The organism is Sphingobium chungangianum, from assembly GCF_977014255.1.
Window position 1 is genome coordinate 1,803,542 of sequence record NZ_CDRNIV010000006.1, and the last position, 21,800, is coordinate 1,825,341.

Genomic DNA, 21,800 nt, shown 5'->3' on the forward strand with positions numbered 1-21,800 from the left:
ATCATTCCCTTTCCTGAAGATCGACCGTTGCGCCGCCACCTGCACCATCACCGGCATGGGCGGCGTGCGCGACCGCTGTCACGCCATGTCCGGCATTCTGCCGCCGCCGCATGGCGCGCGCCCAACCGGGCGGGGCGTCCCGTGACGGACTTGCAGGTCCGGCAGCAGGATCCTGGCCCGACCGGTAGGCAGCGCCGATCGCGTCCGCCGCCCGGCGCAGCGGCGACATCGAGGCTTCAGCCGCCGCGCGGCCGACCCCCGCTGCCCCGCCGCCTATGCGTGCTAACCCGGTCTTGCCTTGCGCGCCGCTCTGAAAGGCAGCGCTGGCGCCGCCCGCTCCACGACTGACGAGTAGAGCGCCCGATCGTGTCCCCGCCGCGACCGCGCCAGCGGCGATACCCGCTGTCGCTGTCGCAGCCATCGCCATTCCTCCAGCGGCAACAGCCGTGCCCGCGGCGCTCCCTGCGCCTAGTTGCGGGCCACCGGTGACGATCCCATTCGCGATGCCGGGCCCGAACATCCCGAGGCCCATCAAGGCAAGGGCCGCCAGAGCGATGGCGAGGCATTCTTCCGCGGTGGTCTCGCCTGTCCCGCCGGCGGAAAGGAACTGTTCGAACAGGCTGCTGCCGATCGCAGTAATTACGCCAAGCACCAGGACCTTGATGCCGCTCGACACAATATGCCCCAGCACCCGTTCAGCCATGAATGCGGTGCGGCCGAAGAGGGCAAAGGGCAGCAACAGGAAACCGGCGAGTGTGACGAGCTTGAATTCGATCAGAGTGACGAAGACCTGCACGGCCAGAATGAAGAAAGCGATGACGATGATCGCCCAGGCGAGCAGGAGGACGGCGATTTGCACGAAGTTGGCAAAAAAGGCAGTGACGCCCATCAGTTCGCCCGCCTCCTCGAGCAACGGCGATCCGGCGTCGATCCCGACCCCAGCCAGCGACCCAGGCCGCATGAAGGTGTCGAGGCCGACCCCGCCACCCCCCGCCTTAAGGCCGAGGCCAGCGAAGGAGCGGAAGAGGATGTCGGCCAGCGTGGAGAAATTGCCGATGATGAAGGCGAAGACGCCGACATAAAGGCATTTTCGCACCAGTCGCTGGAGAATGTCTTCCCCCGGACCCCAACTCCAGAACAGCGCAGCGAGCGTCACGTCGATCGCTACGAGTGTGCTGGAGAGGAAACCGACTTCTCCCCCGACCAGACCGAAGCCGCTGTCGATATAGCGCAGGAAGACGTCCAGAAAATTGTCTATGACACCCGTGTCGGTCATCGCCCGCTTCCACCCTGCCCGAGGAAATGCGAGCGATGCGCGTTCCATATCTGCGTGCATGTCGCGTCAGGCGCGGGCATGTCGCGACATCGCGCCAGGTCGCGCGCGAGCGGATCCACGCGTGCTTCGCTCCTGTCGAAGAGCTGTTCCTTCTCCGGCGGAGGGCTGAGGAACGCGACAAGGGCGATGGCAAACATCACCCCACCGAGACCTGCGCCAAGACAGAGCTTGCCCTTGTCCATCTCACCCTCGAGGCCCGCGCCTTACAAAGCGAGCGAAGCGCGCCCGCCCTTCAGACTCTGCCGTGGCGCCGCGCGCGGCCTCAATCGCCTGCGCTCGCGACGCGGCCGCCATGACGGCGGTCATATCGGCGACCTGCCGGATCTGCAGGGCAACAAGCTGGTTTCCGGCCTGCGCGGCCTGCAGCGCGCCTGTCGCCGATTGGCTCCGGGACAGCAGCGCGTTCAAGATGGAGTGCGTCCCATCGATATTGCCGACCACGCCCGCCTGGACCTTGAGCGCGTCCTTGAACGCGGCGACGCTCGTCTCCCACCGATCCCGCGCGCCCTCCACCAGCGCGGCGTTGCTCGTGCTTGCGGATACTGCCCCGTATCGCGAGGAAAATGCCTGGTCTATTTGCCGCACGTCATAGGCAAGCCGTTCGGCTTGTGTGAGCAGGCTCTGCGTTTGCTGGACCTGCGCCTCGAGCGCCTGGAGCGAACTGAAAGGGAGCGACGCAAGATTGCGGCCTTCGTTGAGAAGCGATGTCGCCTGGTTCTGCAAGGAGCGGATCTGGTTGTTGATCTGCTCGAGCGCTCGCGCTGCCTGCAGCACGTTGGACGCATAGTTGGTCGGATCATAGACGATAAGAGCGTCGGCGGGAGCGCTCGCCAGGAGCGCCGTCGCCGATATGAGGGCAAGCAGATGTGCACTATAAGTGCGGGACATGGGCCATTTCCTTTACAATGATGCTTAGAAGATCGGCGGCCCAGTCGAAGCCGCGACTGCGCAGCCACGCGCCGCCAAAGCCTCCGGACTCGCTTTGCGCCAGTATCGCGCTGATGCGATCCTGGTCGGTGCGTGACGATGCGGCGGTGAAGGCCAGGGCGACGTCGTCGAGGCCAAGGTCGATGAGGCGGTTGCCGCTCCGGGATTGCACATAATAATCCCGCTTGGGCGTGGCCCCGGCCAAGATTTCGATCTGACGTTCGTTGAGGCCAAAGCGCTGATAGATCGCCGCGATCTGCGGTTCGATCGCCCGCTCATTCGGCAGGAAGATACGGGTGGGGCAGCTTTCGATGATGGCTGGCGCGATGGCGCTGCGCTCGATGTCGGCAAGGCTCTGGGTCGCGAAAAGCACCGAGGCATTCTTCTTGCGCAGCGTCTTGAGCCACTCGCGCAGCTGCGCCGCGAACATCGGACTATCAAGGACCAGCCATCCCTCGTCGATCAGGATAAGCGTCGGCCGGCCATCGAGCTCCCCTTCGATCCGGTGGAACAGATAGGATAATACGCCAGCGGCTGCCCCCGACCCCACCAGCCCCTCGGTCTCAAAAACCTGGCAGGTGTTGCTGGAGAGGCCTTCCTCCTCGCCATCGAGCAGCTGCCCCCATGGGCCCGAGAGACAGAAGGGCGCAAGGGCTTGTTTCAGCCGCATATCCTGCAGGAGCACCACAAGGCCGGTAAGGGTTCGCTCGGCCGGCGGCGCGGACGCGAGACTGCAGAGCGCCGTCCACAAATGCTCCTTTGCCGCCGGATCGAGATCCACGCCTTCGCCGGCCAGTATCGCGGCGAGCCACTCTGCCGCCCATGCGCGCTCGGAAGGACTGTCGATCCGCCGCAGCGGCTGAAGCGACACGCTCTCCGCGCCATCCTCCTGACCGCTTCCCAGATCCCGCCACGCGCCATCCATCGCAAGGACGGCCGCCCGGAGGCTGCGGCCAAAATCGAAGGCAAAGATCTGCGCGCCTGCATAGCGCCGGAATTGCATCGCCATGAAGGCAAGCAGCACCGACTTTCCTGCTCCAGTCGGTCCCACGACCATGGCGTGGCCGACGTCTCCCACATGAAGGGAGAAGCGAAATGGCGTGGACCCTTCGGTCCGCGCATGGAACAGCGGCGGACCGCCCAAATGGTCGTTCCGCTCGGGGCCAGCCCAGATGGCCGACAGCGGCATCATATGGGCAAGGTTGAGCGTGCTGATCGGCGGCTGCCGGACATTGGCGTAGACATGCCCCGGAAGGGATCCGAGCCAGGCCTCGAGCGCGTTCATCCGCTCGGCGATGCAGGTAAAATCACGACCCTGGATGACCTTTTCGACGAGCTTCAGCCGTTCGTCGGCCGTCCTTGCATCTTCGGCCAGAATACTGACTGTGGCCGTTATATAAGCTTGGCCGACCATGTCCGCGCCCAGTTCCTGCAAGGCGAGATCCGCGTCTTCAGCCTTGTTGGACGCATCATTGTCGAGAAGAACACTGGCTTCGTTGGTCAGCACCTCCTTGAGGATCGCCGCGACCGATTTACGCTTGGCGAACCACTGGCGCCGGATCTTTTGGAGGAGGCGAGTCGCCTCTCCCTTGTCCAGTAGGATCGCCCGGGTCACCCAGCGATAGGGGAAGGCCAGCCGGTTAAGCTCGTCCAATATGCCGGGAAAGGTCGCGCTCGGAAATCCGCAGATGGTCAGCGTGCGAAGATGCTGGTCGCCGAGCCGCGGCTCCAGCCCGCCTACCAACGGCTCATCCGCGAGGATGGCGTCCAGATAGATGGGGGTTTCGGGCACGCGCACGCTCTGCCGTCGCGAGGAGACAGTGCCGTGTAGGTAAGTCAGCGTCGCGCGGTCATCGAGCCATTCAAATTCAGGCAGGAAGGCCTCGAGCAATTGCCCGATCCGTGAGGTGCGATCGGCGAACTGGGACAGCCATTCCCTCGGGTCCACCGACTGCCGTTCGCGGCCTTCATAGAACCAGGCTTCGGCGCGCTGTGCTTCATCGGCAGGCGGTAGCCACAGGAACGTCAGATAATAGGCGCTTTCAAAATGGGCGCCTTCCTCGCGAAACTGTTCCTGTCTCTCCCGATCCACCAGTGCCGACACTGGATCGGGAAAGCGGCTTTGCGGATAGTCCATCGCGGGCACCCGCTGCGCCTCTGTGAATATCGACCATCCCGAGCCCAGCCGGCGGAGCGCGCTATTGAGCCGCGCGGTGACCGCAAGAAGTTCGGTGGGCGTCGAGGAGTCCAGATCAGGTCCGCGGAACCGGGCGGACCGTTGCATGGCGCCGTCTTTGTTGAGGACGATGCCGGGCGCGATGAGCGCCGCCCATGGCAGGAAATCTGAAAGGCCCGCCGCTTTGCCGCGATATTCACGCAAGGGCATCATGGGATAAGGACCGCAGGGTAGCGAACGTGGCGGCGAGCGACCTCGACAAAGTGGGGGTCACGCCGACCGACCCAGACGGCAAGGCCATGGCCGATGAGGCCAAGGAGGATGCCGATGATCCAGAGCCGCAATCCGATCCCGACGGCGCCGGCCAGCGTGCCATTGATGATTGCCAGCGCCCGCGGGGAGCCACCCAGCATGATGGGTTCTGTCAGCGCCCGGTGCACTGGCACTTCATAGCCATGGGGAAGCGGCTGCATCAGACGAGCGCCCCGCCGCCAAAGGAGAAGAAGGAGAGAAAGAAGCTCGACGCTGCAAAGGCGATCGAAAGGCCGAAGACGATCTGAATGAGGCGCCTGAAACCGCCGGATGTGTCGCCGAATGCCAGCGCCAGACCCGTGGTGATGATGATGATGACGGCAACGATCTTTGCGACCGGGCCTTCAATCGATTCCAGGATCGACTGAAGCGGCGCTTCCCAGGGCATGGAGGATCCCGACGCCTGAGCGGGACTGGTCAGCGCCATTCCGACAGCCATCGCGAGTGGAAGGACCTGGAGATGGCGGCGAAGCGGACACACTAACTGACGGCTCATCGGCGGTCTCCTTGGGGTGAAATGCGAAAGTCGCCGCGTGCATCGAGCCCATCGATCCACGCAAGCTCGGCAAGGCGGCGTCCCGAACCGTCGCGCACAAGCACGGCGACGAGGTTGACCGTCTCTGCGATTAACGCGCGTGGCACGGTGACCACGGCCTCCTGCACCAACTGCTCGAGGCGGCGCAGGGCGCCGCGGGCCGACCCCGCGTGGATCGTGCCGAAACCGCCGGGGTGCCCAGTCCCCCAGGCTTTGATGAGATCCAGCGCCTCTGGTCCGCGAACCTCGCCTATAGGTATGCGATCGGGCCTCAGCCTCAGCGCACATCGGACCAGATCCCGGAGAGTGGCAGCGCCATCCTTGGTGCGCAAGGCGACAAGGTTGGGTGCGCTGCACTGCAGTTCCCTCGTGTCTTCGATCAGGATGACGCGGTCGTCCGACTTGGCAATTTCCGCGAGCAGCGCATTCACCAGCGTGGTCTTGCCCGTTCCCGTGCCGCCCGCCACCAGGATGTTGGCGCGCGACACCACAGCGGCTTCGAGCACCGCTGCCTGATCGGCGGTCATGACGCTGGCCGCGACATAGTCGGCCAGCGTGAATATCTTTGCAGCGGGCTTCCGGATCGAGAAGGAGGGCGCGGCAACGATGGGTGGCACCAGCCCTTCAAACCTTTCACCACCCTCGGGCAGTTCCGCGGACAGCCTTGGTGAACTGCTGTGGACAGTTGCGCCAACATGATGGGCGACCAGTCTGATCACCCGTTCGGCCATGTCCGGCGACATGATCTCGTCGGTTGCGATCATCCCCTCGCCGAGGCGATCCAGCCAGAGCCGGCCATCGGGATTGAGCATGATCTCGATGATCTCGGGATCAGCGAGCCATCCGATCAGCCGGGGGCCAAAGCCCGACCGCAGCATCCGCACACTTCGTTCCAGCTGCGTGCGTGGCGCGATTGGCGACATCAACGATACTCCCCTGTCTGGCATGGCGGAAAAGCCAGCTGCCCGTCGGGGACACACAAGAGAACCTGATTACAGCCCTTCGCAACAAGGCTTTCACGCCATCGAAGGGTGGCGTTGGATCAGAAAGACGCGGCGGTGTTCATGACCCAAGCCTTGCTAGCGGCGGCCGCCAAAGCGCGACCGGTAGATGTCGGCAAAGCAGATCACCCCGTCGAACAGCGCGCGAATCGCCAGCGCCGTGCGCGAACCCACACCGTAGCGCTCGCGCGCCATCTTCTGGTGCTGCTCGACGGTCAGCTGGCTGATGCCCATGATCCTGGAGATCTCCCAATCGGTCTTTCCGCGCGCGGCCCACAGCACGCATTCAATCTGCCGATCCGTCAGTTCGATCTCTGCGGCGACCGGCTCGCCTCCTGCCAGGAAGCGGGCTTTCTCAAGCGCGATTTCTCCCACAAGCTGTGCGCTCCACAACATGTCTTCGGGAAGCGGCTTGCCATTCAGAACCACGAAGGAGCAGGAGCCGCTCACCTCGCCAGGTATGTGGGCGGGCACCGTGAAGCCCTCGCCGATCCCATGGGCGCTGCCCGCTGCAAGTATGCTGCGATCCCTGCTCGACAGCAAAATCGTGCGGCCTATGTGCGACCACCGAAAACCGCGGCTCGTCCGATGGCTCATCCGCCGCACCGGATCAATCGGCCCAAGCTCCTCCTCATGGTAGAGATCGGCCCAGCTGCCAGGGTAATTATGGAGGAGGACAGGCTCGGCGCCTACCGCTCGTAGATCGACATGATGGGCAAGGGCATAATAGTCAAAACCCATCTCGGCTGCGGCCTGCTCCAGTTCACATTGCAGCCGCGACTGATCGTCGGCGCCTAGAAGAGCGCCAGCGAAACTTTCCACAAGTCGCAATCGACCCATGGCTTGCACCGTCTCTCGATCGCAAGGGCGTTCGCAACCCGCGGAACTCGCGTATCGCCTTCCTTTTTGCGCGCCCAAAGCCGCCAGTCCACAGCCGCCTGCAGCGCAGTTGCGGTGCGAATATGACGGATTCTTATGACATGGCAATCATCTGCGGAACAATGCGGTGCACCGTTGCTTGGCAAAGCCAATGAGCAGTGCAAGACGAGACTTGCCCCGCGAATTCACAAGGCTTATCTTACCTCCGTCTTACCGCGGAGGAGAAGATGGGTGCCCACGAACAAATTACCACCACGGTTTCCACTAAGGGTCAGGTGATTCTACCGAAGTCTATTCGCGACCATCGACATTGGCCTGCCGGCACAAAGCTCGTCGTCGAAGAAACCAGCGAAGGTGTTCTTCTCAAGCCGCTGCCCATCTTCCCGCCGACCGACATCAATGCGGTGTTTGGTTCGCTCTCGCCTGCCAAGCGGGCGCTGTCGATCGATGACATGAACGCTGTCATCGTAAAGGAGGCGAAGCGACGTGCGCGCGATTGACACCAACATAGTCGTGCGTCTGTTGACAGCTGATGATGAACAACAAGCCGCCGCGGCCCGGCGCGCCATTGAGGGCCGGGATGTGTTTCTCGGACTTACGGTCCTATTGGAAGCGGAATGGGTTCTACGCGCGGGCTACAATTTCAAGCCAGCCCAGATCGCTGGCGCCGTGCGCGGCCTTGCTGGTCTGCCCGGCATGGTAGTGGAGCAGCCGTCTCAGTTAGCGTCGGCGCTGGACTGGATGGAAGATGGAATGGATTTCGCGGACGCCCTTCACCTGTCGCGATCTGCGCATTGTGAAGACTTCCTCACGTTCGACCAGAAACTGGCCAAGCGGGCCAGCTTGTTGAGCTCTATTCCTGTCATCATGCCGTAGCGACCTCTCCCCTCCCTCCATGCGTTTCGCTCGGCCACGCTGCGCAACCCTCGGCCGATGAGTATCGTGTAGAGCGGTAGAGGCCGCCTATTTGTTGCTGTTCCGGCCGACCAATCAGCAGCAGCCCACAAGAATCCAGCTCCAAAAGCCCGCATCATTCCGTTAACCATCCTGGAGAATGTTTCTCTGTCATCCACATTCAAGAATGATGGTCGAATTTCGCCAAGGAACTATGACACTTCATCGCTTTTGACGCCGCCGGATGGATCCAGCCGCTTCAGCACTAGCAGCCTCTTTGCCCACGAGTGACCAGAGTTGCTTTGACCATTTGTCGAGAGCGGCACGTTTTTCCGCATCGTAGCGGTAAAGATTGTAGACCCCTGCCACACCGGCTGTTGTGCCGCTGATGTGGTTTAAAATGGCCTCGGTCACTTCAACTGGCACGCCAAGCGCCTGCAGGTTGGTTGTCCCGGTGCGTCGTAGGTCGTGCAAGCGCCAAGGCCGCAATTCCACCAGTTCAGGATCTTCGCCGCGCTTCGCCGCCCGTCCACGGAGAATTGCAAGCATATGCTCATCAAGAGCTCTTTTCATCTTTGAAAATCCGGAAACGCCGGTGTCACCGGTGGTCGTAAAAATCAGGCCCTTTGTGACACCCTTGATGACGGTTTCACGCAATTCGGCCATGGCAAGAGCATTTAGCGGTATGCGGTGAGTTTGATCGTTCTTCGCTCGCTCTGCAGGCAACTCCCACATTGCCTCTGCCATATCAATTTCGGATCGATCGAGGCCGGCGACTTCTTCACGCCGGGCAAGCGTACAGATCAGGAGTCGGATATACCTCCGCCATAGCGGAGCGAGCTGCGCGCTAGCATGCCATACGGCAATCAGCTCCTCCGGTGAAAGAACGCGCCTGCGGGCGGGAACTGGCTTGGGCGCCTTCATGCGGTCAATCGGCGAACGGTCGATGTCGCCCCGGTCCTCGGCCCAGTTCAGCAACTTGCGGAATGTCGAATGGACAAGCTTTTTCATCGCCGGCCGATCATTATAACGATCAAGGTGCTGGACGATGTCAGTGCGGGTGATGTCACGAACTGATTTATCAAAGTGCGGCTTGGCGGCTCTCAGGATGCCCGCGGCAGTTTTCCACGAATCGCGCCAATTCGTCTTCAAATAGAGATCCACGAAGGTTTCGACATAGGCGCTGAAAGCGAATGCTTCAGCGTCAGCCTTCTGGCGAGCGTCCTCCACGATCCGTTGGGCTTCCTCGTCTGCCCGTCGGCGCTCTTCCGCACGCTGCCGCCGCTCTTCCTCAATCGGGTCGATACCTTGGCGGATTTTGATCAATCGCCGCTCCGCCTCCTTGCGCGCAGTTTCGACGGTCCAGGGATTCCCGAATCCACCGATCGTGAGCCGCCGAGCAGCTTTTCCTTTCATGCGATACTGAAGAACGAAGGACTTCACGCCTTTCGGCGTGGTCCGAACCCCATAGCCTTTGAGTTCAGTATCCCAAACGAAGCTGTCTTTGCCGACCGGCATCGGGATCGCGTCGACGCTGGTCTTGGTCAGCCTGAGATTTACCATCGCATGTTGCTCCCTTCTGAACCGCTGACCAGCGTCTCCACGTAATCGCCACGTAATCGCTTTAATGGCAAGATTGGAGTAGCACGGAAAGAGCGTTTCGGAACAAAATACAGTAATTCAGACACTTAGCATAGTGTGGCGAACAAACGGATACTGCAGAAAAGCTCCGGATTTTACCTCTTAATCAGCGGGTCCTAGGTTCGAGCCCTAGTGCGTCCACCATTTTTTCCTGGAAAATGCAGCATTTCATCCCGCCATGGCGTTGCCGCGCCTTGTTCTAATGGACATGCGGTGAGGGCTTCCACGTCCCGGATGCCGCGACCGGATTTCGCTTCACAGAAGCGGGCCGTCGGCTAGTCTGGCTGGCTGCGGTCCCACGATGTCACCTCAAAACATGACGAAGTGACGCGTTACGCGTAGAATTTACGCGAAGCGCGCAAGGCCTGCTCCTTAAACCCCAACCCTTTCCAATAACTCCATCAACAGCGGCCGCAGCCGCCCAATTTCCTGCCGATGCGCGGCGCTGAGTGTGGTGAGTATCCCGTGCGCCTGCTCAGTCAGTTCGAGCAGCGCCTGTCGGCGATCCTGCTCCGATAAACGCCGCCGTACCAGGCCCAGCGCCTCCAGTCGGTCGACAAGGCCGGTCGCGCTATGGGGTTTGAGGATCAGCCGTTCCGCGACATGCCCTACCGTCGCCCTGCCCCGTGGCGCGGCGCGGATCGCGAGGAGAGCTTGATGCTGCTGGGGCGTCAGACCGCACTGCGCCGCCTCCCTTTCGCTGAACGCCTGAAACTGCCGCAGGGAGAAGCGGAAATCGGCAAGGGCCGCATAGTCATTGTCGGTCAACTGATCGGCCATGCAACATCATAGCGTGCTAAGGGGCATTGATAAATATCGTAGTGCGATATAGTTGCTCCCCGCATGACATCATCGACATCCTCTCCATCGCAAAGCCTTCTTGCCGATCATAGCGCCAACTTACGCATGATGATGCTGGCCGCCGCCGCACTGATCGTGGGCACGGGCGGCGCGCTGGGCGCATGGCTGCTGCTTCGGGCGATTGCGGTGGCGACTAATCTCTTCTGGTTTGGCCGTCTCTCTGCCGCGCCTGCTGCGATCACGGACAACACGCTAGGGATCGGCGTCATCGCAGTTCCGGTCATAGGCAGCCTTATCGTGGGCGTGATGGCGCGTTACGGGTCGGAGAAGATTCGGGGGCACGGCATTCCAGAAGCGATCGAGGCGATCCTCTATGGCGAAAGCCGCTTGTCGCCCAAGGTCGCGGTGCTGAAGCCCCTCTCCTCTGCCATTTCCATCGGCAGCGGCGGCCCGTTCGGCGCGGAGGGGCCGATTATCATGACCGGCGGAGCGATCGGGTCTCTATTCGCTCAACTCTTTCATCTGAGCGCGGCGGAGCGCAAAACCCTTCTGGTCTCGGGCGCGGCAGCGGGTATGACAGCGATCTTCGGAACGCCAATGGCCGCTATCCTGCTCGCCGTCGAGGTTCTGCTTTTCGAGTGGAAGCCGCGCAGCTTCGTGCCAGTGGTTATTGCAGTGCTGATCTCACTGCTATGGCGGCCAGTGCTGATCGAAAGCGGGCCGCTCTTTCCCGTGCATCATGCGGTTATGCTCACTCCCGTGTTGATCGGCATCGCACTGGGCATGGGGGCGGTCGCAGGGGTGCAAGCGACGTTGCTGTCTGCGCTGCTCTATCGGATCGAGGATATGTTCGGGCGTCTACCCGTCCACTGGATGTGGTGGCCAGCGATCGGGGGGCTTGCCGTCGGTATCGGTGGACTGGTGGATGCGCACGTGCTGGGCGCGGGCTATGAGAGTATCAGGGGGCTGCTGGACGGGTCGTTGGCGGTGCGAGTGGCGCTGGCGCTGCTGGTGGTTAAGGCGGCGGTGTGGCTGATCGCGCTAGGATCCGGAACGTCGGGCGGCGTACTGGCGCCGCTCTTGATGTTGGGCGGAGCGTTGGGCTTTTTGCTGGGCCAATATCTGCCAGGCGGGAGCGCGCTATGGGCAATGGCCGGGATGGCCGGGACGATGAGCGGGGCGATGCGCGCGCCGCTGACCGCCGCCTTGTTCGCAGCGGAGCTAACCGGGGATTTCGCGATGCTGCCGCTGACCATTGCGGCGTCGGTGGGAGCCTATGCGGTGAGCGTACTGCTGATGCGGCGCTCGATACTGACCGAGAAGATCGCACGGCGCGGGCGGCATGTGCTTCAGGAATATACCGTTGATCCGTTCGATTTCCTTCAGGCAGGGCAAGTGATGACGCGAGAACCGCAGACGTTGGAGGGGACAACGTCCATTGGTGCGGTCATTTCCTTCTTTGCAGGGCAGGCCGTCCATCGCAGTTACCCGGTGGTGGACAAGGAAGGGCGGCTCATAGGCCTTGTTTCCCGTTCTGATGCGCTGCGCTGGCAGGTGGACGGCGCGCCCGTGCAAGCGACCCTCGCAGAAGTCTTGTCCGATGCATCGCAGCCCTATGGCACGCCGAGTGATCCGATCAGTCGCATCGCGGACATGATGGTCGATGCAGGCATCGGCCGCATCCCGATCGTTGAGCCCGCATCGAGCAGGGTCATCGGCATTGTGGCGCGGCAGGACCTGCTCAAGCTCCGCTCCGTCCATCGCGGTGCGGAGGTGGCCCGGACGAGGGGGTGACCGAGCCGTTCGGTCAGCGGGGGTACACGATCAAGCAATACGGTCATGGCGCCCCGCAAAGCCCGCTGATCCAACCATTAACCCAAGGAAGGAATTTGGGGCATGATCCGCGTCAGGAAGGCGCGATGCGCCATCGTGGCGATCCGAGCAGGACATCGTCAGAAACGATATTGCTCTCTGGACCACCCTGTTGGGCGCGCCACCCGAGCCGTCTTACTCTCCACCTCACCGCTGAGCTTCTCCTGACGATCAGGAAATGGCCAGAACGCCCTGATAGGCGGGATCTTCCAGAGCCTTGCCCGCTCCCATTGCCACGCACATCAGCGGCATTTCCGCGACCTTCACTGGCAAGCCGGTTTCCTCCATCAGCGCCTGGTTCAGTCGCCGCAGCAGCGCGCCGCCGCCCGTCAGGGTGATGCCTTCCTCGATGATGTCCGCCGCCAGTTCCGGCGCGGTCTTTTCCAGTGCTGTCCTGACCGCCATCTTGATCTGGCCGACGGGCTCCGCAAGCGCGTCCACGATTTCCGCCTCGCTGATAGTCATCTCGGCAGGGCGGCCATTTACCAGATCGCGGCCCTTGACCACTATCCGCCGTCCTTCGCCATCGGGTAGCGTCGCCGCGCCGAGTTCACACTTCACCCGTTCGGACGTTGCTTCGCCGATCAACAGGTTGTGGTTGCGCCGGATATGCGATGCGATCGCATCGTCCATCCGGTCGCCGCCGACCCGCGCCGAATTGCTGTAGGCGATACCACGCAGTGAAAGGACAGCGACTTCCGTTGTTCCGCCCCCGATGTCGACCACCATCGCGCCGCGCGGTTCCGTAACCGGCAATCCCGCGCCGATCGCCGCCGCCATCGGTTCCTCGATCAATTGGACGTGGGCGGCCCCGGCATTGGCGGCGGCGTCGCGTAGCGCGCGCCGTTCCACCATGGTCGACCCAGACGGAACGCACACGACAACCTCGTGCCGCCGACCAAAGCGGCTGCCGTTCAGCGCCTTGTCGATGAAATGCTTGATCATCTGTTCGGCGACATCGATGTCCGCGATGACGCCATCGCGCAGAGGCCGGATCGCCTGAATGTTGGCGGGCGTCTTCCCCATCATCAGCTTGGCTTCATTGCCCACGACCTTTACGCGACGGAACCCCTGCCGGGTTTCGATCGCAATGACCGACGGCTCATTGAGGACGATCCCCCGGTCGCGGACATGGATAACCGTGTTAACGGTGCCAAGGTCGATGGCCATGTCAAAAGCAGAGGACGAGAAAAACCGGGGCAATTTCATCGAAACGAGGCAATCTTTTGCGGGAGGGAAAAGCTGATCTCGCCCTGCCGATGCCTCTACGCGAGCAGAAGAGCGCTGCGACGACCCGTCTGGTAACCGGGTCCAACCGAAAGGCTGAGCCGCGGCACTGGCGCATTCGAAAATCCGCCCTCGCCCGGAACAACGCTCATCCTCTGGAGAATCCCGCCCTCCCTGCGGCGGCCCAACGATTGTCCTTTCTGTAGAAACGCCACATGCCGTAAGTCCGGAAGGCCAAATTCACCTGGCGGTATCCCAGATTTTCAACAACGGCAGCGACGCCGATCATGAAAAGGTCGCGGGCACTCGGCGTGCGTCTGAGCTGCATTTCCTCAAGCGCCAGGGTCCCAAGACTGAGGGCGGTTCCGAACAGCACCGTCAAAGAGAAGAAGGCAAGCACGACGGTGCCCGATCCGATTCCCAAAAAGTAAAGAATGGGGATCAGAAGGTAGCCGAACAGTTCGCAAGGCGGTCCGAGCACATCTTCGATCACGATCAATGGCATTCCGATCAGACCGATACGGCCGTATCGCGGGTTGAACAGCATATGCCGATGCTCGACAATCGTCTCCAGCGCGCCCTGCTCCCACCGGGCGCGCTGGTTACGCAGTCCTCGCCAGCTTTCGGGCGCATCGGTCCAGCATACCACTTCAGGAACGAAGGCAATGCGATAGGGCCGCTTCTGCTCCCGCATCCGGCGATGGATGCGGGTGACGACTTCCAGATCCTCGCCAACCGTATCGTGCCGATACCCGCCTATTTCCACCAGTGGCGCCCGCCGGAATATGCCAAAGGCTCCGGAAATCAGCATCAGCATATCCAGCCGCGCATTGGCGATGCGGGCCGTCAGAAAGGCTCGAAGATATTCCAATATCTGATAGCGCGGCAACCAGCGCTGCGGCAGTCGAATCTGACGAACATGCCCGCCTTCAACAATTGATCCGTTCGCGATGCGAATTGCTCCGCCTACTGCCATCAACGAACCGTCATCTGTCATGAAAGGCTCGGCAGCGCGCAGCAAGCCATCAGGCTCAATAATGGAATCGGCATCGATGACGCAAACCAGCGGCGCGGCGGCAAAGCCCAATCCGGCGTTTACTGCATCCGCCTTCCGCCCATTTTCCTTGTCGATTAGGATGAGGTTCGGATAGCGCGCAGAACCATAGATGCCCAAAATGCGAGTTTTCTGGAGTACCGCCAATTGTTCTCGTTCAATCGGGCGTAGATCGAACTCCTGAATCAGGACGGACAAGGTTGCGTCGTTGGACCCATCATTGACCAATATCACTTCATGGTCCGGATATTCCAGAGCCAGCAAGGCGCGCGCGCTGTCTGCGATCGACAACTCTTCATTGAAGCAGGGTGCGATCACAGACACGGGGAGGGCAAGGTCGGCATAGCGAGACCAAAGGTCATAGGATCGCTGAGCAGGTCTGACACGCGTGGCAAAGACTCGCGCAGCAAGCAGCAACTGGATGGTCGAAACGAGATTGCGGACGGTCACGACCAGAAAGCACAGGATACCTATCGCGACCATGGTGCCCAGCCCGACGCTTTCCAACGTCGAGGATATAGAACCCACCCCCATCAGGCAGTCCCCAGCACCTGTTGAGCCTGCTGCGCGCGAAGGCGTACCCAGGGCGAAGGATCTTTGCGCAGTTCCGCGATAGCAGGCAGGCTGCTGTTCAGCCTCATCAACTGACACGCGCGGATAGCTCTGGCACGGACGGGAGGCACGGGGTCGTTCAAAAGCGGCAATATCCATTTGGCGCTGCCCGGGTGCCCCAATCTGGCCGCCGAATCCAATGCGGCCAGACGAACGGGCGCATGGGTATCGGCGGCGGCAGCTTCCAATAGTGGAAGCGCAGAGAAATCCTCCGTCCACCCAAGGGCGTCAATCACCAGTGCCCGCACCGCTGGCGGCAAATCGGCGGACTGAGCCAAGCTGAATAGTTCGGACGGATGGCGTGCGGCGATCAACCTGAACAAGGTTCGATGCAGCGGCGTGATTTGCGCGCTTCGCAGGTCCAGGTGGTCAATCAACTCATTCGGCGGAGGCAAGGCATCCAACCGAGCAAGCAACGACGCGGCCTCCAACCGGGTGTCGAGTTTCGGATCCTCCCGCAGCACAAGGTAGAGCATATCGATCGCCTGCCCTCCTCCTATGCTGCCGAGTAGTCGCAGGGCGTCGATCTGCCGCCTCCGCCGGGACCGCCTTGCCGCCAGCAACGCCTGCTTGAGCAACCCTTGTTCCTCCACCAGGGCAACGAGCCGCTCTCGGTCTTCACCCCTGAGTAGTTGAACAATCCGGCTGATCGCCGCCAGCCTTTCAGCAGGGCGGGCGAGCTGGAAAGCGGGCGACGCGGCGATATTCTGGCCAGCCCCCATGATTTCCCTCGTCAGGACGCGGGTCAATTCCGCCTTGGCGACGCTGGCGCGCTCCTTTCGATCACGACGCATCACCAGGAAGAGCAGCCAGGCGGCCATCGCCAGCGCCCCGTAGACGGATATGAATATGGCGATCCGGGCAACATGATCGGCGATAGGGAAGCCCGGCACGATCAGAACCTGACCTGAAAACCTAGCGTCCCACCTGTCCGCCTGTAGGTAGCGCGACGGCGGTCATAGTCGACCCCTGCCCGAAGTGAGACCTTGTCAGCGATCGGCACCGTCACGCCCGCGAACAGGGAATGAACCTGCCGGGTTATCCCTGCTTCCGTATCGGGATAGGTGGCTGCTCCGGCATAGAGTGTTGCCCCGCCGGAGAAGGTGCGATCCATTCGGCCCGACACGCCCCACCGGTGGGTGCCATCTTCATCCCACAGGTTGATCATCCGGACGGTGGCAGCCAGTCCCAACTTTTGCGCTGCAAGCCGAACGCCGGGTTGAAAGACGGTGACCGACGCATCGCGATATTCCGCATGCCGCAAATCAGCCAGCACCGTAGCAAATGAGGCAATGTCCGCCTCCACTCCGGCTGTCACGCCCCATTTTTCCCGGAAATTCGCATTCGGCGTCACGGCTAAAGCGAGGAAGGTCCGAAGCGTGTTGCCAAACCGATGGTCGATGCGGGTTTCCAGGCGGGTGTCAGCAAATGATCGCCGGTCTTCTCTTTCCACGGTCAAGGCTGCCGACGTATTGGAGTCAATTGCGCCGAAAAGAGCGACATTCGTATCATACCAGGTTTGGCTGGGCCGATTGGCAAAGGACACGCGGGAAACGTTCTGCGTGGCCGCCAAGCCCCAGTACGTCGGCGCGGCACTGACAGCATCGCGAGCGTCCAATTGACGCCTGATGGCAACAGCGTCCGCGTTTGCTGGAGAGCGCTGCTCCATGGCGACAAGCTCCCGCTCTGCCGCTGCCCGGTCGCCAGACCACAGGTAAGCGCGCACCAGCGCTGCGCGGATGTCGAGGTCTTTTGGTGCCAGCAGTTCTGCCCGACGAAGCGCTGAGATCGCCTGCGGATAGCGTTTGTCAAAGGCATAGGCACTGCCAAGCATGCGCAAGATTTCCGCGTCATTTGGATTGGCGGCATCCGCCTGCTCCAGCCTGCCAATTACGGCAGCGTAGTCTTGCCGTGCCAAGGCTGCCCGTGCTTGTGCGATCAACTCATTGCGCTGCGGAACAATCGCGTCATCCTGCGTGACGGCTGCCGCTGCAATCGCCAGAGCGAGCAGGCTCATTGAACAGGCCTCGCAGATTTCAGGATGGCGTTTACGCGCACGACAAGTTCATCCGGGATGAACGGTTTCGTCAAATAGTCACGAGCGCCCGAAGTCAGCGCCGCCAATATGTCGGCCTGCGCCTTCCGCGAGGTAAGCATGACAACCGGCATCCCAGGTCGCTCTTCTGCTAAAGCTCTGAGTACATCGGGACCGGACATTACCGGCATCATGGCATCAAGCACGATGAGGTCGTATTCCCCTCCTCGCGCTTCCCGCAGCGCAGATGCGCCATCTTGCCTGATTGTCACATCGTGACCTGCCGCTTCAAGCTTGAACCGGACCAGTTCGCCCAGCAGATCGTCATCGTCTGCGACCAGGATATGCGCCACCTGACCTGTTCCTCTTTCTCGCCGATCCCTTAAGTATCAGCTACGTGCGACTAGTGCGAAAAATTTCTTTTCTTAACAATGGCTAAACCACCATTTTGGTTCAATTCGCCGTAGCGGAAAAACGTTTTGGCAGACTTGCCATGCTTTGTGGAAAGCTGATTTGGGCGCTGGGGCGAGAAATTGAAACGGCGCGACAAGGTCTGCCGTGCCCCCGAAGTGGACGACGCATCCGACAAATTGGATGTCGGACGCGCCATGATTTAACAGCGAGTCTCGAACTGCTCAGTTAATGTGCCGCACGCCCCAAAATGATGCGGAATTCGCTCACCAAAATTTACAAATCGAGTAGAAAGCTCTTCTTTTTTACATCAAAAGTTCTATTTGTGAGGGGCGTATCGCATTGGGGCTATTGCAGATGATCGACCTGTCACCTCAACCTCAGGATGAGACTTCCGACGGGGCAGAACTTCAGTCGGGGCCGCGTCACGATGCGGCCGTTCGGAGCCGCCCCGCAGAACCTCATCGTCGCGCGGGGCTGTTCACCCATGAAAGCGCCGAGGCGAGCGTGCAGTTTTTATCGCGTTGGGCGGGACCGATCGCCCTGGCCGGGACTCTTGTCCTTCTCGGGTGGTGGTTCGTTGCCTGATTCGCGAAAATGACGGCGTGATTCGAACAAGCGCTTCGTAAGTGCGGTAAATTTTCGCTTGCACATTTCGGCCATTGAATTTCGGGTCGTCGCAGATGTGGGGCGCCGTACCTTCCCATCCTAACGGATCATCGGAAAAGAGCATCCGAGCGTCCCAGCAATGATTGCCAGCCCGATGCAATTATGTCCTGCTGCTCCGCAACATAATCACAAGGCAGCGGATGCCTGATGCACACATTCGTCCTTCAGGATGAAGCGTAGTTGACGTCAGGACACGAAAAGGGTTGCAGATGTCGAAAATCGATCTGGCGATCGAGGGGTTTCCCGGTCGCCAGCCTACAACATCCGCCGTTCAGCGGAACGTAAGGCTTTGGCTGTGCCTCTTGCTCGTGGCAGCGGACATGGCCGCTCTCGCAACTGGCTTTGGTCTTGGCTTGCGCGCGGCTGGCGTGCCCTTACTCTTTTCGGGGCTATGGCAACCACTTGGCGGGGGCATGATCGTCTACGGGATCGTCGCCTTCCACAATCAGGCGTTCAATCCCGTCTGCCTGACTCAATTAACGCCCAGCTTGCGCAATGCATCGCTTGCGCTGGCTGGGACGCTGCTGATCTTCCTGCTCACGGTTTTCTCGCTGAAGGCGACCGGTCATCTTTCGCGGCTGGGCATTTCGGCGGGCATTCTTTGCAGTGCGACTCTGTTGGTTATGCAGCGCCTGGTCATCGTTCGCACGGTGCGGAGACATTTCAGCGACAATTTGTTCGCACAACTGATGATCATCGATGGAGGCATGATTCCTGAAGATGTCAGCGGCATGGTGATTGTCGATGCGGAAGGTGCAGGCATCAAGGCAGACCTAGACGATCCTTATATGTTGCACAGACTAGGCACCTTGCTGCGCGACGTCGACCGAGTGGTCATATCCTGTCCTGCCGATCGCAAGACGGATTGGGCTCAAATGCTCAAGGGCGGCAATATCCTGGGCGAGATCATCGTACCGGAACTGGATTCGATGGCGCCCTTGGCTGTGCAAACATATCGCGGCGTTTCCACTCTCGTCGTGGCGCGCGGTCCTCTGAATCTCGCAAACCGCGCGCAAAAGCGGCTTTTGGATATTGCCATCACCGTACCGCTGCTGATCGCACTGGCACCTTTGCTGGTTGCGATCGCGATCGCGATCCGGCTCGATTCACCCGGCCCCATCTTCTTCAAACAAGAACGTATCGGCCGCGGAAATCGACTGTTCCACATTCTGAAGTTCCGAAGCATGCGCGTTGAACAATGCGACGCCGCTGGCGCCTCATCCACACGACGGGATGATGATCGCATCACTCGAGTAGGTGCGTTCATCCGCAAAACCAGCATCGATGAACTGCCTCAACTGATCAATGTTCTGCTAGGCGAGATGAGCCTAGTGGGACCGCGTCCTCACGCTCTGGGCTCGACAGCGGAAGAACAGCTATTCTGGCAAGTCGACCGCCAATATTGGCATCGCCACGCACTAAAGCCGGGCATCACGGGTCTTGCTCAAATCCGCGGATTCCGTGGCGCTACCGAGACGCGCCGAGACATTCTAAATCGGGTAGAGGCTGACCTGGAATATCTCCACGGCTGGAGCCTGATGCGCGACATCGCTATCCTGATCGGTACATTCAACGTCCTGATTCATCGCAACGCTTACTGAGGGGCGGGCGGTTTTTGCACCACCTCATTGAATTTGCGACGGAATGAGTGACGCTCGGCGTGTACGTGAACTATTTGTTAAGCGTAAAATAGGATATGTCTGCTATCTCGAACAGGGCGGACAAATCACGTGGCAGACGATCTTGCGCCGGTTGCCGTTGCGCAACATTCTTCCTTTGATAGCGACAAGGATTGTGCGCCCAAACTGGTGTACTCATCCTTCGCGGATCGCGCCGATCGCGGCGTCGAACTTCTTTCCCGTTGGGCAGGGATCATCACCTTCGCAGCTGCAACCTGTTCGATCATCTGGTATTTGGTCTGACCAAGACTCAGCTTAATCTTGCTGCCAGATGAACAGCGTCCGGTTTGATACCTTGCTGGCAGATTAACAGCCCTCAACCGCGACAAAGCGCCGATGATCGCTCGTTTTCACGATGAAACGAAGCGTGGCATAGTCGCGACAAGCTGCTTGTTAAGAGGTTCGTTTTGCGCGCAAAGGCGCCTAGCATGCCCTGATTGCTGCAATGCAATAAAGGGCTGCACATTTGGTTATCACTTACACTCCACATTTTTGGAGGCGCTTTAACGCGCCTGCAAGCCATGATCTTTCTCCGGTCACGCGGGTGGTTGCCGCAGCCATAAGCTGTGCTGCGCTCACTGCTCTGCCCTGTCCCGTCAGCGCTCAGACGGCTACGGTCGATGACGCTTCACGGCTCAAGACGATGGGCCTCCATGCGACGGCTGGCGTCGACCTTCTATATGACGACAATGTTTATCGTGTGGATGATCGGCTGGAGAATCCCACCGACGACATCATCGTAACGCCTTGGGCTGAACTGACTTATGGGAAGCCGATAGGACGACATGACCTGCTGCTGAGAAGCCGGGTTGGCTATGATCGGTTTATTTCAGAAGGGCAGCGCAGCAAATTGCGGCTCGACGCCGAGGCGAAGGCAATCATTCGTTTTGGCGCGACTTGTTCTATCACGCCAGTTGCATCTTACAGGCAACAGCGTGCCGATTATGGCGACATCAATCAGCAGACGGAAAATCTGCAGCGGTTCACCACTTTTGGCGCAGACCTGAATTGCGAGCGCCCGGGCCTGTTTCCAGTGGCATCCTACCGTCGCGACATGACGCGCAACGATAACGCCTTCGATTATGCGGATCAGACCAGCGACACATTTGTTGCCGGGATCGGCTATAACATGCCGAGCCTGGGTACGCTGGCCGCCTTTTATGAGCGCGTGAACAGCGATCGGAACAAGCTTGGCATCGAAAATCGAACCAACAGTTATGGCCTGCGGTTCAAGCGTGAGGTGTCGCCAATCACCCAACTTGATGCCGAGGTGCGCTGGCTGGATGTGAGCAGCGATTCGGCAGCCGTTGGGAATTATGATGGCCCAGGCTGGGATGTGAGTATTTCGACCAGCATCGTTCCCCGGCTCAAACTGACGGCCACGACAGACCGCAGCATTGTTAACGACAGCCTGATAGCCAGTGGTTTTGCGATCCGGACCAGATATCGACTGGAGGGCGAGTTCACGATTTCGGAACTCACCTCTGCCGGACTCTACGGCGAACTGGAGCGGCGCAGGTTCCGCCAGGACGCGGCTTTGCGACCATTTTCCATAACGGCCGACCGCAACCAGCGGTTCGGAGGAATGCTGAAACGCAAGTTGTCGGATCGCGTCGACATCTCGCTCGATGCGCAACGCTATAAGCGGCGCACCGATACGGATGTGGCCGAATATAGCGGAACCCAGGTGACGCTGGGCACGGCGATCCGATTTTGACCTCGAACATAAAGGAGCATGA

General features: G+C 60.5%; 21 protein-coding genes. 6 read left to right on the forward strand and 15 right to left on the reverse strand.

What is annotated here, in order from left to right; genetic code table 11:
- Position 1 precedes the first annotated feature (1 nt).
- The 8 genes from trbL to ACWNC0_RS15980 all read right to left on the reverse strand — a co-directional run bounded on the left by trbL (position 2) and on the right by ACWNC0_RS15980 (position 7,127).
- Complete coding sequence (gene trbL / locus ACWNC0_RS15945) at positions 2-1,276, reverse strand: P-type conjugative transfer protein TrbL (RefSeq protein WP_449472995.1); 1,275 nt, start codon at positions 1,274-1,276, stop codon at positions 2-4.
- Positions 1,273-1,518, reverse strand: a complete 246-nt coding sequence (trbK-alt, locus tag ACWNC0_RS15950; RefSeq protein ID WP_449472996.1) for a putative entry exclusion protein TrbK-alt — start codon at positions 1,516-1,518, stop codon at positions 1,273-1,275. Before trbK-alt ends, trbL begins: the two co-directional genes overlap by 4 nt.
- A gap of 1 nt (position 1,519) precedes the next feature.
- Positions 1,520-2,224, reverse strand: a complete 705-nt coding sequence (gene trbJ / locus ACWNC0_RS15955; protein WP_449472997.1) for a P-type conjugative transfer protein TrbJ — start codon at positions 2,222-2,224, stop codon at positions 1,520-1,522.
- A complete protein-coding gene (gene trbE / locus ACWNC0_RS15960; protein ID WP_449472999.1) occupies positions 2,208-4,652 on the reverse strand; it encodes a conjugal transfer protein TrbE in 2,445 nt (814 codons plus the stop codon). Before trbE ends, trbJ begins: the two co-directional genes overlap by 17 nt.
- Positions 4,649-4,912, reverse strand: coding sequence for a VirB3 family type IV secretion system protein (locus tag ACWNC0_RS15965; protein WP_196225525.1), 264 nt, complete (start codon positions 4,910-4,912; stop codon positions 4,649-4,651). The genes trbE and ACWNC0_RS15965 overlap by 4 nt, the downstream gene beginning before the upstream one ends.
- The gene (locus ACWNC0_RS15970; protein WP_449473000.1) at positions 4,912-5,247 is read right to left on the reverse strand and encodes a TrbC/VirB2 family protein; all 336 of its coding nucleotides are present in this window, start codon (positions 5,245-5,247) and stop codon (positions 4,912-4,914) included. The genes ACWNC0_RS15965 and ACWNC0_RS15970 overlap by 1 nt, the downstream gene beginning before the upstream one ends.
- A complete protein-coding gene (gene trbB, locus ACWNC0_RS15975) occupies positions 5,244-6,209 on the reverse strand; it encodes a P-type conjugative transfer ATPase TrbB (protein ID WP_449473001.1) in 966 nt (321 codons plus the stop codon). The genes ACWNC0_RS15970 and trbB overlap by 4 nt, the downstream gene beginning before the upstream one ends.
- 156 nt (positions 6,210-6,365) lie before the next feature.
- Positions 6,366-7,127, reverse strand: coding sequence for a LuxR family transcriptional regulator (locus tag ACWNC0_RS15980; RefSeq protein WP_449473002.1), 762 nt, complete (start codon positions 7,125-7,127; stop codon positions 6,366-6,368).
- 266 nt (positions 7,128-7,393) lie between these two features.
- On the opposite strand from ACWNC0_RS15980, the gene ACWNC0_RS15985 reads away from it, so the two are divergent.
- Together ACWNC0_RS15985 and ACWNC0_RS15990 are read left to right on the forward strand one after the other, a co-directional pair.
- The gene (locus tag ACWNC0_RS15985; protein WP_449473004.1) at positions 7,394-7,666 is read left to right on the forward strand and encodes an AbrB/MazE/SpoVT family DNA-binding domain-containing protein; all 273 of its coding nucleotides are present in this window, start codon (positions 7,394-7,396) and stop codon (positions 7,664-7,666) included.
- Positions 7,653-8,042: a type II toxin-antitoxin system VapC family toxin gene (locus ACWNC0_RS15990; RefSeq protein ID WP_449473006.1), complete on the forward strand. Its 390-nt coding sequence runs from the start codon at positions 7,653-7,655 to the stop codon at positions 8,040-8,042. The genes ACWNC0_RS15985 and ACWNC0_RS15990 overlap by 14 nt, the downstream gene beginning before the upstream one ends.
- A 240-nt stretch (positions 8,043-8,282) precedes the next feature.
- On the opposite strand, the gene ACWNC0_RS15995 is transcribed toward ACWNC0_RS15990, so the two are convergent.
- Both ACWNC0_RS15995 and ACWNC0_RS16000 read right to left on the reverse strand, forming a co-directional pair.
- Positions 8,283-9,623 carry a tyrosine-type recombinase/integrase gene (locus ACWNC0_RS15995; protein ID WP_449473007.1) on the reverse strand — a complete coding sequence of 447 codons (1,341 nt, stop codon included), beginning with the start codon at positions 9,621-9,623 and terminating at the stop codon, positions 8,283-8,285.
- A 450-nt stretch (positions 9,624-10,073) separates the two neighbouring features.
- Complete coding sequence (locus tag ACWNC0_RS16000) at positions 10,074-10,481, reverse strand: MarR family winged helix-turn-helix transcriptional regulator (protein WP_449473009.1); 408 nt, start codon at positions 10,479-10,481, stop codon at positions 10,074-10,076.
- Between the two features lie 132 nt (positions 10,482-10,613).
- Here ACWNC0_RS16000 and ACWNC0_RS16005 point away from each other — a divergent pair, with 132 nt between their 5' ends.
- A complete protein-coding gene (locus ACWNC0_RS16005; protein ID WP_449474636.1) occupies positions 10,614-12,296 on the forward strand; it encodes a chloride channel protein in 1,683 nt (560 codons plus the stop codon).
- 249 nt (positions 12,297-12,545) lie between these two features.
- Here ACWNC0_RS16005 and ACWNC0_RS16010 read toward each other — a convergent pair whose 3' ends face one another.
- The 5 genes from ACWNC0_RS16010 to ACWNC0_RS16030 form a co-directional block, all read right to left on the reverse strand.
- Positions 12,546-13,583: a rod shape-determining protein gene (locus ACWNC0_RS16010; RefSeq protein WP_449473011.1), complete on the reverse strand. Its 1,038-nt coding sequence runs from the start codon at positions 13,581-13,583 to the stop codon at positions 12,546-12,548.
- Positions 13,584-13,749: 166 nt separating this feature from the next.
- Positions 13,750-15,189, reverse strand: coding sequence for a glycosyltransferase family 2 protein (locus ACWNC0_RS16015; protein WP_449473013.1), 1,440 nt, complete (start codon positions 15,187-15,189; stop codon positions 13,750-13,752).
- Positions 15,189-16,160: a HEAT repeat domain-containing protein gene (locus ACWNC0_RS16020; RefSeq protein ID WP_449473014.1), complete on the reverse strand. Its 972-nt coding sequence runs from the start codon at positions 16,158-16,160 to the stop codon at positions 15,189-15,191. The genes ACWNC0_RS16015 and ACWNC0_RS16020 overlap by 1 nt, the downstream gene beginning before the upstream one ends.
- Before the next feature lie 2 nt (positions 16,161-16,162).
- Positions 16,163-17,284: a YaiO family outer membrane beta-barrel protein gene (locus ACWNC0_RS16025; protein ID WP_449473016.1), complete on the reverse strand. Its 1,122-nt coding sequence runs from the start codon at positions 17,282-17,284 to the stop codon at positions 16,163-16,165.
- Positions 17,281-17,655 (reverse strand): response regulator transcription factor, encoded by a 375-nt coding sequence (locus tag ACWNC0_RS16030; protein WP_449473018.1) that lies wholly within the window; start codon positions 17,653-17,655, stop codon positions 17,281-17,283. The genes ACWNC0_RS16025 and ACWNC0_RS16030 overlap by 4 nt, the downstream gene beginning before the upstream one ends.
- Positions 17,656-18,591: 936 nt before the next feature.
- Between ACWNC0_RS16030 and ACWNC0_RS16035 the strand changes: the two genes are divergently transcribed.
- From ACWNC0_RS16035 to ACWNC0_RS16045, 3 genes are all read left to right on the forward strand, one after another.
- A complete protein-coding gene (locus tag ACWNC0_RS16035) occupies positions 18,592-19,983 on the forward strand; it encodes a sugar transferase (protein WP_449473020.1) in 1,392 nt (463 codons plus the stop codon).
- A gap of 129 nt (positions 19,984-20,112) precedes the next feature.
- Complete coding sequence (locus tag ACWNC0_RS16040) at positions 20,113-20,304, forward strand: hypothetical protein (protein WP_449473022.1); 192 nt, start codon at positions 20,113-20,115, stop codon at positions 20,302-20,304.
- Between the two features lie 400 nt (positions 20,305-20,704).
- The gene (locus tag ACWNC0_RS16045) at positions 20,705-21,778 is read left to right on the forward strand and encodes a hypothetical protein (protein WP_449473024.1); all 1,074 of its coding nucleotides are present in this window, start codon (positions 20,705-20,707) and stop codon (positions 21,776-21,778) included.
- The last annotated feature ends 22 nt before the right edge of the window (positions 21,779-21,800 follow it).